The sequence below is a fragment of the Luteibacter sp. HA06 genome, from assembly GCF_054061215.1.
Genome location: NZ_JBSSDZ010000001.1, coordinates 1464909 through 1478531 on the forward strand (window position 1 = coordinate 1464909; position 13623 = coordinate 1478531).

Consider the following 13623-nt stretch of genomic DNA (forward strand, 5'->3'; position numbering starts at 1 on the left):
GAAGGATTCTGAATTTTCTTCCATGGTGAGATCCGCGTGTCGGGATCACCAAGGGTTGATTCAGTGGGTTTTGCGTTATGTCGGGTGAGGGAGGCGGGGAGGGTAGGTGGGTTCTTTGGGAGTGTGAGGCGGTTGGGTGGAGAGCATCGCCGATGAATCGGCTCCCACAACAAGCAAAAAAGGCAAAAAAAAGGAGCCCGGCGTTTGCCGGGCTCCTTCGTTTTCCATGTAGTGCTCTTACGTTCGATCCGTTCCGCGATGCGTGTCCGAATCGAAGGCTCTTACATCGCCGACATTCGGTGCGTGCGGCTGGAGGTTGGTCGGTCCACCATCGTGCGGGCCGTTGCCATCACCACCGCCGTGCGGATCGCTGTCGTCGTGACCGACGTGCGGCATCTTGGTCGAGACCTCGTCCAGCTTGTCGCCCAGCATGCGGCGAACGCTGACGTAGAACACCGGGATCAGCAGCAGGCCGAGGAAGGTGGCGAAGAGCATGCCGCCGATAACGCCCGTACCGATCGCATGACGGGAGTTCGCGCCAGCGCCGGTGGAAATCGCCAGCGGGAACACGCCGAGGATGAAGGCCAGCGAGGTCATCAGGATGGGGCGCAGTCGCAGGCGGGATGCTTCGACCACGCCTTCGCGCAGCGTCTTGCCTTCCTGCTGTTTCTCCACCGCGAACTCGACGATCAGGATGGCGTTCTTCGCTGCCAGGCCGATGACCGTGATCATGCCGATCTTGAAGTAGATATCGTTCGGCAGGCCACGAAGCATGGAGGCGACCACGGTGCCGAGGATGCCGAGCGGCACCACCAACAGCACGGCAACCGGGATGGACCAGCTTTCGTACAGGGCGGCAAGGCAGAGGAACACGATCACGATGGACAGGGCCAGCAGCATCGTCGACGAGTTACCTGAGAGGATTTCCTGGTACGACTGGCCAGTCCAGTCATAACCGAAGCCCTTCGGCAGCTTGTCGTTCACGATGCCTTCGACCACACCCATCGCCTGGCCGGTGGAGAAGCCCGGCGCTTCGTTGCCGACGATTTCCACCGCCGAGTAGCCGTTGTAGCGGTTGAGTGTTGGCGCCGCCATCGTCCAGTTCGAATGCACCACGGTGGATAACGGGATCATCGAGCTGTCGGTCGCGGTGGAAGCGCTGGCGACCGAGCCACCTGTCGTGCTTGTGCTGGTGGAGGTGGACGTCAAAGTGCTGGGCGTGAAGATATGCGCGAACGCATCCGTGCCCATGCGGTAAGGCGCGTCGGCCTGCAGCATGACGCGCTTCACGCGGCCGCCGTACTGGAAGTCGTTGATGTACACCGGGGCCAGCGTGAGCTGGATCGCGGTATAAATATCGCTGACATTCAGGCCCATGGTCTGTGCCTGCGTGCGGTCGACGTTCAACTGCAGCAGGGGGGCGTCTTCGAGCGTGTTCGGACGAATGCCGACAAGCGCCTTGTTCTGCGCGGAGGCGCCGAGCAGGGCGTTACGTGCCTGGGTCAGCTCGGCACGGGATTGCCCCGCACGTGCCTGCAGGTACATGTCGATACCGCCGAACTGCGAGAGGCCGCGGATCGTTGGCAGGTTGACCACGAAGATGGTCGCGTCGCGAACCGCCTGCATCTTGCCATTCAGCTGGCCGATGATCTGGGTGGCCGTGTAGTCACGGGTGTCCCAGTCCTTCAGCTTGATGAAGGCCATGCCGACGTTTTCACCGGTACCCACGAAGCTGAAACCGGAGATCGCGAACACGCCTGCGATGGAGGGATCCTTGAGGACGATCCCGCGCACGCTGCCCATCACGCTTTCCGTGCGGGCAATGCTCGAACCCGGCGGCAACTGCACGATGGCCAGTGCGTAACCCTGGTCTTCGTCGGGGACGAAGCTGGTCGGCAACCTGGCGAACAGGAAACCGCAGACGACGGCGATCAGCACGAACACGATCATCCAGCGCGGGGCGTGACGAATCGCGCTGCCGATGTGGCCGGAGTAGGTGTGCTGGACCTTGTCGAAGCCCTGGTTGAACTTGCGGTAGATGATGTTCTTCCGCTCGCCATGAACCGGCTTGAGGATCGTTGCGCACAGCGCCGGCGTGAACGAAAGCGCGAGGAAGGCCGAGAAGCCCATCGACACCGCGATCGTCAGCGCGAACTGCTTGTAGATGATGCCCGAGGCGCCAGGCTGCAGGGCCGAGGGCACGAACACCGCCGCCAGCACCACGGTGATCGCCACGATGGCGCCGGTGATCTGGCCCATGGCTTTGCGTGTGGCTGCCGGGGGATCGAGCCCCTCTTCCGACATGATGCGTTCGACGTTCTCGATCACCACGATCGCGTCATCGACCACGATACCGATCGCCAGCACCATGCCGAACAGGGTGAGCTGGTTGATGGTGAAGCCGAGCGGCGAAAGACCCAGGAACGTGCCCAGCAGGGCCACCGGGATGACCAGGGTCGGGATGATCGTCGCGCGGAAGTTCTGCAGGAACAGCAGCATCACGAGGAAGACGAGGATGATGGCCTCGACCAGCGTGTGCACCACTTCCGTGATCGAGATGACCACGAACTGCGTCGTGTCGTACGGGGCGAACCAGGTGACGCCGTCCGGGAAGCTCTTGGCCAGATCCGTCATCTTGGCGCGCACGGCGTTGGCGACGTCCAGCGCGTTCGCGCCGGGCAGCAGCTGTACACCGAACGAGCCGGTGGCCGTGCCGTTCCACTGGGCGTTGAAGCCGTAGGTCTGCGGCCCGAGTTCGACGCGTGCCACGTCCTTCAGGCGGACCACGGTGCCGTCGTTGTTCGCGCGCAGGATGATGTTGGAGAACTCTTCCGGCGACGTGAAGCGACCTTCCGCGGACACCGTCGCGCTGAAGCCCTGGCCGTTCGTGGCCGGATCGGTACCGATGGAGCCGGCGGCGAACTGTACGTTCTGCGTGCTGAGAGCATCACGCAGGTTCGTGGCGGAAAGACCGTAACCACGCAGCTTGTCCGGGTTGAGCCATACGCGCATGCCGTACTCGGCACCGAGCTGGCGCGTGCTGCCCACGCCCGGGATACGGGCGATCTGGTCGAGCACCTGCGACGAGACGATGTCGGTCAGGCGGTTGCCGTCGATGGCCGGATTGTTCGAGGTGAGGGCGACGAACATCAGGAAGTCGGGGTTGGACTTGGCCACCACGACGCCCTGCTGGGTCACTTCCGAGGGCAGGCGAGGGGTCGCGAGCGACACCTTGTTCTGCACCTGCACCTGGGCGATATCCGGATCGGTACCCGTTTCGAACGTCAGCGTCACGGTAGCCGTGCCGCTGGAGCTGGAAGCGGAGCTGAAGTAGAGCAGGTGATCGATACCGGTCAGCTGCTGCTCGATCACCTGGGTCACGGTTTTTTCGGTCGTGTCCGCGCTCGCACCCGGGTAGGTCGCCGTAACGACGACCTGTGGCGGGGCGATGTTCGGATATGACTCGATACCCATGTTCAACAGGGAGATCGTGCCGCAAAGGCTGATCAGGATCGCCACGACCCACGCGAAAATGGGGCGGTCGATGAAGAAAGTCGGCATGAGGTAACTCCCTTACTGCTTACCGGCGGGGGCGGCCGACGAGGCTGCCTTTGCCGGAGCAGGGGCGCCGGGGGCACCGGCGTCCTGTGTGGCCTTGGCCGGGGATGGATTCACCGGCGCGTTTTCTTTCGCCTTGGCCAGGCCGTCGACGATGATCTTGTCGCCCGGCTTCAGGCCACCGGTGACAACCCAGTTCGAACCGCTGATGCGGTCGGTGACGATCGGGCGGCGCACGGCGGCGGAGGGGATGGTCTTCTCCTCGCCCGTCTGAGGGTCCTTTGCCTTGGCGTCGCCGACGACCAGCACGTAAGCGCTGCCCGGATCGCGCAGCACGGCGGCCTGGGGCACCAGGTAGACGTTGTGCAGGTTGCCCAGGTTGGCCTTGACCGTCACGAACTGGCCGGGAAGCAGGCGGATGTCGGGATTGGCGAGCTGCGCGCGCAGGTTCACCGTGCCGGTCTGCGGGTTGACGGTGGCCGAGGAGAAGTCGAGCTTGCCCTTCTCGTTGTAGTCGGAGCCGTCCGGCAACTGGATGCTGACCGTGGACTGGTCCGTGGCAGACAGCGTGGCATCGCCCGACGCGGCGGCGCGGCGCATGGTGTCGAGGTCCGTGACCGACATGCTGAAGTTCACGTAGAGCTGGTCGATCTGGTCGACCTGGGTCAGCAGCGTGGTGTCACTCTGGCCGACGAGCGCGCCCTCGGTGACCTGCTGCTGGCCGGCACGGCCGTCGATCGGCGAGACCACGTCAGTAAAGCCGAGGTTGATCCGGGCCGACTGGACGTTCGCTTCCGCCTGCTTCACCGAGGCGTCCGCGGTGCGCTGGGCGGCTTCGGCGGTGTCCAGGTCCTGACGGGAAACATAGTTCTTGCCGATCAGGCCGCGGTTGCGGTCGGCGGTGGCCTTGTTATTGGCCGCCGTCGCCTTGGCCGAAGCGAGCAGGGCGAGCTGCGAGTTCAACTCGGCGGTGAGCGGCTGCGGGTCGATCTGGAACAGCTTCTGGCCGGCCTTCACGTCCGTGCCTTCGGCATAGAGACGCTTGAGCAGGATGCCGGGGACGCGGGCGCGTACGTCGGCGGTCCGCAGGGCCGAGATGCGACCGACCTGATCCTGGATCAGGGGAACGGTCTGCGGCTGGGCGCTGATGATGCCGACAGGTGCCGGCGGCGGTGCAGGCGGTGCCTCCTGCTTATGGCAGGCGGCGAGCGCCGCAGCGAGGCTGAGGGCCAGCAGGGGGGTGCGCAGGGGCAGGGGATTCATGAGAACTCCGTTCCTATTCCAGGTTTCTTGTTCGTAAGCGCCGGGGCATCCGGGAGGATGTCGTACGCATGCATAAATACAGTTACCGCGTGTCGCGCCCAGTCGTCCTGTGCCTTTTGTCCCCTGGCGTGCATGCCGAAGAGGCGACGATCCCCTTCGAGCCCGTGAAGCATGGACAGGAATAGCTCCGCGGCGACCTCGGGGTCTTCGCGGCGCATCGTTCCGTGGTCCATGGCTTCAGCCATGCAACCGGCCAGCCGGGCCGCGACGGTGTCTATCGCGGTCCGGAAGAACGTACGCGCCGCGGCCGGGAATCGCGGGGCTTCCGCGATCAGCATCCGGCCAAGGGCCACGTGTTCCTGATCCATCACGTAGGTCTGGTGCGCCCTGGCCAGCGCGAGAAGCGTGTGGCTCAGACCGCGACTTTCCGGGGTGAGGGTGGCATGCAGGGGTAAGACGAGTTGTTCGACGGCGGCGTGGAACAGGGTGTCCTTGTTTTCGAAGTGCGCATACACAGTTTGCTTGGACACGCCCGCCTCGCGTGCCACAGCGCCCATGCTGACGCGGTATCCGTCACGCAGGAACAGCGCGCACGCCGCCTGGAGCACCCGTTGCTGACGATCGGAGGTCGGCCGGGGATCCAGATTCGACATTTCGTGTACCTGCTGGACTATACCGTCCAGTTTAGAATCTCCCTTCGACCAGCGTCAACGGTCATGAACAACATTCGCGTGCGAATTGTTGCGTTGCACTTGGCCGCGGGTGGGGAGCATGCCCGCTTCACCTCGTGAGAGGGTGCGCAATATGTCGCGGCGCACTGAAAAACAGGCAACGGGCAACGCGTGATGGTGTGGCTACATGCCATGGGTGAGAGCTATGCTTTGACGGTTTTCCTCTCTCTCCCCACATCGATATTTGCCCATGAATGCGATTCGCGCCGCAGCAGACGGCCAGTTTCACGCCGTTGTTTTCGATGAACTGAAGAAGATCAGCTACCCGGCGGAGCGCCTCAATGAGGCCCGCTTCTTTATCGAAGCCTTTTTCGAGCGCATTGCGCCGGCCGATTACGCGCTGCACGCGCCCGATCGTTGGGCCGCCCTGATCGCCGACCTGCTCACCTTCGCGCGTGAGCGCCAGGTGGGTAAGGCCAAGGTTCGGGTCTACAACCCAGGCGTGTCAGGCAGCCGCGCCGTGATCGAGGTCGTCACCGACGACATGCCCTTCCTGGTGGACACCGTCTCCATGGTGGCCGCCGCCCACGCCGACATCCAGGTGATCATCCACCCGGTCGTCCCGGTGGTGCGCTCATCCGCCGGCGTGCTGGAGTCGATCGGCTCCGGTGAGCACACCGAGTCGATCATGCGTTTCGAGGTCGATCGCCTCGACGATACGGAGTTGGACACCGTCAAGGCCAACCTCGAAACCGCCCTTTCGGACGTACGCGAAACCGTGGACGACTGGCGCGCCATGCGCGCCAAGATGAACGAGGTGGCCGACGACCTTGGCAAGCGCTCCCTGCCGTATACGGCGGACGAAGTGCGCGAAGCCACGGAATTCCTCCGCTGGGTGGCCGATAACCACTTCACCTTCATGGGCTATCGCGAATACGAGGTAGCCCACGGTGTGGGCGACGACGTGCTGCGTACGGTCGAAGGCTCCGGGCTGGGCATCCTGCGCGCTGCCGAGCGTTCGCTCGCCCCACGGTCGCTTCGGACCCTGGTTGCCAGCGAACTGCCGCGATCGGGTTCCACCGACGCCATCATCCTGACCAAGACCAATGCGCGCTCGCCAATTCACCGCGCGGGCTACATGGATTACATCGGCGTCCTCAAGTTCGACGAAAAGGGCCGCCCGGTTGCCGAACAGCGCTTCCTCGGCCTGTTTTCCTCCAATGCGTACATGGCTCACCCGCAGCACGTGCCGCTGGTTCGCGACAAATGCGAAGCGGTGATGACGCGATCCGGCCTGAAGCGCGATTCGCATTCGGGCAAGGCGCTTCGGCATATCCTCGACACCTTGCCGCGCGATGAACTGTTCCAGTGCAGCACCGACGAGCTCTACGCTCTGGCCATCGGCCTGCTCGAGCTGGCCCAGCGCACGCGGACGCGCTTGTTCATCCGTCGTGACAGCTACGGCCGCTTCTTCTCGTGCCTGGTGTTCATTCCGCGCGACCGCTTCAATACGGCCGTGCGCGAGCGCGTGGAAGGCGTGCTGCGCGAAGCCTTCCATGGCGAGCACGTGGACTCCGCGGTGCTCATGGGTGAAGCCGCACTGGTTCGCCTGCACGTGGTCGTGCGTCCGCGCATCGGTGACCATCCGATCTACGACGCCGCTTCCATGGAAGCGCAGATCGCTTCGATCGCCCGTAACTGGAACGACGAGCTGCGTGACCGCCTGATCGAAACCGCCGGCGAACAGCAGGGCATCATCCTGGCCAATCGCTACGGCAAGGTGCTTCCCGCCGGTTACGTGGACGAAGTGACACCGCAGGTCGCTGCGGCCGACGTGCGCGCACTGGCTGGACTCGATGGCCCCGACGCGATCAGCATGTCGTTCTATCATCCGCAGAATCGTCCGGAAGCGCTGCGTTTCAAGGTGTATCGCTCCGGTTCGGATATCGCCCTGTCCGAAGTGCTGCCGCAACTGGAGAACCTCGGCCTGCGTGTGCTCACCGAGCACATGTACGAGCTGAAGCTCGCCGACAGCGCGCTGTTCATCCAGGACTTCGAAGTGCAGCCGGTCGACCGCCTCGCGTTCGACGTGGAGCAGGTCGGTTCGATCTTCGAAGATGCCTTCGAGCAGATCTGGCGCGGCAATGCGGAGAACGACGGCTTCAACCGTCTCGTCCTCGGTGCCAAGCTCGGCTGGCGTCAGGTGGCCATCCTGCGCAGCTACACCAAGTACCTGCTGCAGACCGGCGTAGCGTTCTCGCAGGCGTACATGGAAGACGCGCTCAACCACTATCCGGCCATCGCCGGTCTTATCGTGGAGCTGTTCAACGCGCGCTTCGATCCACGCCGCGAGAGTCTGGCCGCCGCCGAGCGTGAACGCGCCGAAAGCCTGCTTTCGCACGAGATGCATGCGCTCATCGGTCCGGAAACGCTCGCTGCGCAGCCCGGCCTGATCGGCAACCTGGTGGCCTCGCTCGGGCGTCCGCGCGACGAGCAGGCCAAGGCGGTCGAGGAGGCGCTCAACGCACTGCTGGACAATGTGTCGAGCCTCGACGAAGACCGCATCCTGCGCAGCTTCATCTCGTTGATCCATGCCACGCTGCGTACCAACTTCTTCCAGTCATGGGACGGCGCCTATCGTCCGTACCTGAGCTTCAAGTTCGACTCGCACCAGGTCCCCGAGCTGGCCAAGCCGGTGCCGTTCCGCGAGATCTTCGTCTACGCACCGCGCGTGGAAGGCATTCACCTGCGTTTTGGCTCCGTCGCTCGCGGCGGCCTGCGCTGGTCGGACCGCCGCGAAGATTTCCGTACGGAAGTCCTCGGCCTGGTCAAGGCACAGATGGTCAAGAACACGGTCATCGTGCCGGTCGGTTCCAAGGGCGGCTTCTTCGTGAAGCGTCCGCCGGTGGGTGGCGACCGCGATGCACAGCTGGCCGAGGGTATCGCCTGCTACCGGATGTTCATCAACGGCCTGCTCGACATCACCGACAACCTTGTCGAGGGCAAGGTGGTGCCGCCGCACGACGTGATCCGTCACGACAATGACGACCCGTACCTGGTGGTTGCCGCGGACAAGGGCACGGCCACGTTCTCCGACATCGCCAACGCGATCTCGACCGAACACGGTTTCTGGCTCGACGACGCGTTCGCTTCGGGCGGCTCCAACGGCTACGACCACAAAGGCATGGGCATCACGGCGAAGGGCGCATGGGAGTCGGTCAAACGCCACTTCCGCGCACTGGGTCGCGATTGCCAGACCGAAGACTTCACCGTGGTCGGCGTGGGCGACATGTCGGGCGACGTGTTCGGCAACGGCATGCTGCTGTCGGAGAAGATCCGCCTGTTCGCCGCGTTCGATCACCGTCACATCTTCCTCGACCCGAACCCGGATTCGGCGAAGTCCTTCGTCGAGCGCGAGCGCATGTTCGCGCTGCCGCGTTCCTCGTGGGACGACTACGACAAGTCGCTGATCTCGGCGGGCGGCGGCGTGTATGCGCGCAGTGCCAAGTCGGTTCCCGTCTCGCCGGAAATCAAGGCCGTGCTCGGCATCCGCAGCGATGCTACGCACATGGCACCGACGGACCTGCTCTCGGCCATCCTGAAGGCACCGGTCGACCTGCTCTGGAACGGTGGTATCGGTACCTACGTCAAGGCCACCAGCGAAACGCATGCGGATGTCGGCGATCGTGCCAACAACGCCCTGCGCGTGAACGGCAACGAGTTGCGCTGCAAGGTGGTGGGCGAGGGCGGTAACCTGGGCATGACCCAGAAGGGTCGCATCGAGGCCGGCCAGGCCGGCGTGCTGCTCAACACCGACTTCATCGACAACTCCGCCGGTGTGGACACCTCCGATCATGAGGTGAACATCAAGATCCTGCTCAACGATGCCGTGCAGCGCGGCGAGCTGACCTTCGAGGGCCGCAACAAGCAGCTCGCCGAGATGACCGATGAAGTCGGTCGCCTCGTGCTGTGGGACAACTACCGCCAGAACCAGGCGATCACCGTGATGGAGCACCAGTCGGTTCGCCGCCTCGGCTCGATGGCTCACTTCATCAGCACGCTGGAATCCGAAGGCATGCTCGACCGTGCCGTCGAGTCGCTGCCGACCGCTGCCGAACTCACCGAGCGCAAGCTGCGCGGACAGGGCCTGACGCGTCCGGAACTTTCGGTCCTGCTTTCGTACGACAAGATCCGCCTGTTCCAGCAGCTGCTGGATTCGGATGTGCCGGAAGATCCGTACCTCTCGCGTGAGCTGGTGCGTTACTTCCCCGTGCCGTTGCACGAGAAGTATGCCGAGCACATGCAGCGCCATCGTCTGAAGCGCGAGATCATCGCCACCGCGGTGACCAACTCGACGATCAATCGCATGGGCGCCACCTTCATGATGCGGATGCAGGAAGACACGGGCCATGGCCCGGCGTCGATTGCAAAGGCGTATACGGCTGCCCGTGAAATCCTCGATGCCCGCGAGCTCTGGGCCGAAATCGAGGCGCTCGACGGCAAGGTCGCCGAGGACACGCAGATCGACGCGATCCTGCAGATCTGGTCGCTGCTGCGTCACCTGACCCGCTGGCTGCTCAATCGTCCGGGCGGCACGCTGGACATCGCGGCCAATGTCGACCGCTACGCCAGTGAAGTGACCGTGCTGCGCAAGGCCCTGCCGGATGCGCTCACCAACACCGGCCGTGGCGACTTCGACGCAAGCCGCGAGAAGTGGGAAGGACTGGGCGTGCCCGACTCGCTGGCGGTGCGCCTGGCACGTGTCTCGGTGCTGCGTGCGGCGCTGGACATGGTCGAGGTGTCGAAGCAGAGCGGCAAGGACATCGCCACCGTCGCCAAGGTGTTCTACGAACTGGCCGAAGCCCTCGACCTCGAGTGGCTGCGTGGCCAGATCGAGGCGCTCAACGTGGAAGGCGCGTGGCATGCACAGGCCCGCGGTTCGTTGCTGGACGAGCTCAACGCCCAGCACCGTGCCCTTGCCCTGCAGGTGATCTCGGTCGCCGGCGACCGTACCGATGTCAGCCCGGTCCAGGCCTGGCTGCAGCGCGACGACGCCACGCTCAAGTACACCCGCGCCATGCTGGCGGAAATCCTCACCCAGAACGCGGACTACCCGATCGCCTCGGTCGCCGTCCGTCGCCTGGCCCAGCTGGCGCAGATCCCGGTCTGATCCGCCTGGCACCGAAGCGGCTCCCCTGCCTGATGTGGGAGCCGCTTCAGCGGCGATGGGTGCCAGCGCACCCGTTGCACCCTAGCCGCCGTCCATCCCGAAGGACTAAGCTCCCGGCTGGTCCTTCAAGCCGACATCCATGCGCCTAGCCTTTGTCGCCAGCGAAACCGACGTCGCCCAACGTGCGCGCACCGCCCTGGTGAAGCGTTACGGCAGTGTGGAACCCGGTGACGCCGAAATTATCGTCTCACTCGGCGGCGACGGCTTCATGCTGCGCACGCTGCACACCTATCGAACCCTCGGCGTGCCGTTTTACGGCATGAAGCTCGGCCGCCTCGGTTTTCTCATGAACCAGCACGACCTCGATGCACTCGCCGAGCGCATCGAGCGGGCGCATCCGGCTGTGCTCCACCCGCTGGAAATGCACAGCACCTGCTGCGATGGCGCCGAGCACCGCGCACTCGCCTTCAACGAAGTGGCCATGCTCCGCCAGAGCAACCAGGCCGCGCACATGCGCGTCAGCCTCAATGGCGAGGTGAAGCTCGAGGAGCTGGTCTGCGATGGCATCCTCGTGAGCACGCCAGCCGGGTCTACTGCCTATAACCTCTCGGCCCATGGCCCGATCCTGCCGCTCGACGCGAACGTGCTGGCGCTGACCCCGATCAGCCCTTTCCGCCCGCGCCGGTGGCGGGGCGCCATCCTCCCGCATGCCACCCGCGTGGGGTTCGAGACCAAGGACCCGAACAAGCGCCCCATCAGCGCGACAGCCGACTTCCACGAAGTCCGTGACGTACGCAAGGTCGAGGTCAAACAGTCGCGCCGCAACGCCGTTCGCCTCCTCTTCGACCCCGAACACAACCTGCAGCAGCGCATCCTCGACGAGCAGTTCGCCCTGTAAAAAAAGAAAAGCGGCTGCGTGCATTAGGATGGTGTCCAGACCGCATCACGGACATCCCCGATGAACGCCCCCGACGAAGACACCCAGACTGCCCACTCCGACGCTTCCGTGCACGACAACCGTCTGGTCGTGGCCATCTCGTCGCGGGCACTGTTCAACATGGAAGACGGCCACGAACTGTTCGAGCGTGACGGCCTGGACGCGTATCGCACGTACCAGATCGAGCGCGAGAACGAGCTCCTGACCCCAGGCGTCGCCTTCCCCCTGGTGCAGAAGCTACTCGGCCTCAACACGCTGTCGGGCGACGTGCCGCCGGTGGAGGTGATCCTGCTGTCGCGCAATTCGGGCGATACGGGTCTGCGTATCTTCAATGCCATCCAGCACTACAAGCTCAACATCTCGCGTGCGGCGTTCACCAGCGGTGCGCCGACGTCCGATTACATCGCGCCGTTCCGGGCGGACTTGTTTCTTTCTGCCAATGCGGAAGACGTGGGTCGCGCGTTGAGGGCGGGCGTCGCTGCCGCCACCATCTTGCCCTCCACGGCGCCGCAGCGCTCCAGCGAGCAATTGCGAATCGCCTTCGACGGCGACGCGGTGATCTTCGGTGACGAGGGTGAGCGCGTGTCGAAAGAGCAGGGACTCGACGCTTTCCATCGCAGTGAGTCCGAACTGTGGGCGGAGCCTCTGTCGGGTGGGCCGTTCCGCGGATTCCTGTCGGCGTTGCATCGTCTGCAGGCGGCGTTCCCGGCAGAGACCTCGCCGATCCGTACGGCGCTGGTCACGGCTCGCTCTGCTCCGGCTCACAAGCGCGTCATTCTTACGCTTCGCCGCTGGGGCGTCCGCATCGACGAAGCGCTGTTCCTCGGCGGCCGTGACAAGGGGCCTTTCCTCGATGCCTTCGGCGCCGACATCTTCTTCGATGATTCCCCGGCGAATGTGGAGTCTGCGAGGCGGCATGTGGCAACGGGCCATGTGCCGCACGGGGTTTCCAACAACTAGCCGGCTGCCGCCGGATCGCCGATGAATCGGCTCCCACAACTGCCGCTTTCTGTGGGAGCCGATTCATCGGCGAAATCCCGTTCGCCTGGACCCGCCCGCTTCAGACAATATTCGTCCACCTCCACCAATCAGTCTTCTTCTCCTCGCGCACGAAGGTGAACAAGCCAGCGCCCAGAATGAGCACGATGCCAATCAGCATCGGCCAGTCCAGATGGTCGTGGAAGATCAGGTAGCCGAACAGGATCGCCCATAGCATCTGGCTGTACTGCGTAGGCGCCACGCGAGCGGCAGGTGCGTTCTGGGTCGCAAGCATGAGTAGTACTGCTCCAGCGGCAGCCAGCAGGCCGTAGCCAAGCACCAGGAACCACTGGTGCGCGTTTGGCCAGACAAAATGCGGCAGCATCATGATGAATCCGGCGAGCATCGGCCCCACGACGCCAGCGCCGTACAGCGTGATGCGCTTTTCCGTGGCCCCCGCCATGCGTAGCGCGATGATCGAAAGGGCGCCCGTGATGCCGCAGATGATGGCGGCGACATGGCCCGTGCCGAGATGACGAAAGCCGGGCCGTAGCACCACGAGCACACCGAGAAAGCCGACGAGCACGGCCGACCAGCGCCGCCAGCCCACATGCTCGCGCAGGAATACCACCGAGAGGATAGTGACGAAGATCGGCAGAAGGAAAATCAGCGAGAACGCCTCCGCCATGGGCAGGGCCGTGAAGGCCATCACGGCCGTGATATTGCCGATCGCGCCGGCCATGGCGCGCAGCAGCCACAGGCCTGGCAACTTCGACATCACGATCTCGCTCCAGCGGTCGCCGGGCTTTTTCAGGAACGGGAAGGCGGCCATGGCCAGGACGGCGCCGAAAAAGACTGCCTCGTAGGGTGGCAGGGATCCTTCGAGGGATTTTACGAAGGCGTCGCTCCACGCGTAGGCGGCGTAGCAGGCAAAACCGAGAAGGACGCCTTTGAACATGCGGGGATCCAGGGGGCGAGGGCAGCCCCATTATGCAAACGTTTGCATATCGCTGCCCAACGAGCACGTTATATAGTTCACTATATTC

General features: G+C 64.1%; 7 protein-coding genes. 3 read left to right on the forward strand and 4 right to left on the reverse strand.

The features are described from left to right. Positions 1-237: 237 nt before the first annotated feature. From ACVWWJ_RS06560 to ACVWWJ_RS06570, 3 genes are read right to left on the reverse strand one after another with little or no spacing between them, the layout of a single operon-like run. Positions 238-3561 carry a multidrug efflux RND transporter permease subunit gene (locus ACVWWJ_RS06560; RefSeq protein WP_159896705.1) on the reverse strand — a complete coding sequence of 1108 codons (3324 nt, stop codon included), beginning with the start codon at positions 3559-3561 and terminating at the stop codon, positions 238-240. 12 nt (positions 3562-3573) lie between these two features. Beyond that, positions 3574-4821 carry an efflux RND transporter periplasmic adaptor subunit gene (locus ACVWWJ_RS06565; RefSeq protein ID WP_159896703.1) on the reverse strand — a complete coding sequence of 416 codons (1248 nt, stop codon included), beginning with the start codon at positions 4819-4821 and terminating at the stop codon, positions 3574-3576. Further along, positions 4818-5474 (reverse strand): TetR/AcrR family transcriptional regulator, encoded by a 657-nt coding sequence (locus ACVWWJ_RS06570; RefSeq protein ID WP_456967156.1) that lies wholly within the window; start codon positions 5472-5474, stop codon positions 4818-4820. Before ACVWWJ_RS06570 ends, ACVWWJ_RS06565 begins: the two co-directional genes overlap by 4 nt. 268 nt (positions 5475-5742) lie before the next feature. Between ACVWWJ_RS06570 and ACVWWJ_RS06575 the strand changes: the two genes are divergently transcribed. The 3 genes from ACVWWJ_RS06575 (at position 5743) to ACVWWJ_RS06585 (ending at position 12559) form a co-directional block, all read left to right on the forward strand. After that, positions 5743-10662: an NAD-glutamate dehydrogenase gene (locus ACVWWJ_RS06575; RefSeq protein ID WP_456967157.1), complete on the forward strand. Its 4920-nt coding sequence runs from the start codon at positions 5743-5745 to the stop codon at positions 10660-10662. A gap of 139 nt (positions 10663-10801) precedes the next feature. Continuing rightward, complete coding sequence (locus tag ACVWWJ_RS06580) at positions 10802-11560, forward strand: NAD kinase (RefSeq protein ID WP_159896697.1); 759 nt, start codon at positions 10802-10804, stop codon at positions 11558-11560. A gap of 60 nt (positions 11561-11620) precedes the next feature. Continuing rightward, complete coding sequence (locus ACVWWJ_RS06585) at positions 11621-12559, forward strand: 5'-nucleotidase (RefSeq protein ID WP_159896989.1); 939 nt, start codon at positions 11621-11623, stop codon at positions 12557-12559. Between the two features lie 100 nt (positions 12560-12659). On the opposite strand, the gene ACVWWJ_RS06590 is transcribed toward ACVWWJ_RS06585, so the two are convergent. Then, the gene (locus tag ACVWWJ_RS06590) at positions 12660-13535 is read right to left on the reverse strand and encodes a DMT family transporter (RefSeq protein WP_159896991.1); all 876 of its coding nucleotides are present in this window, start codon (positions 13533-13535) and stop codon (positions 12660-12662) included. Positions 13536-13623: the final 88 nt, after the last annotated feature.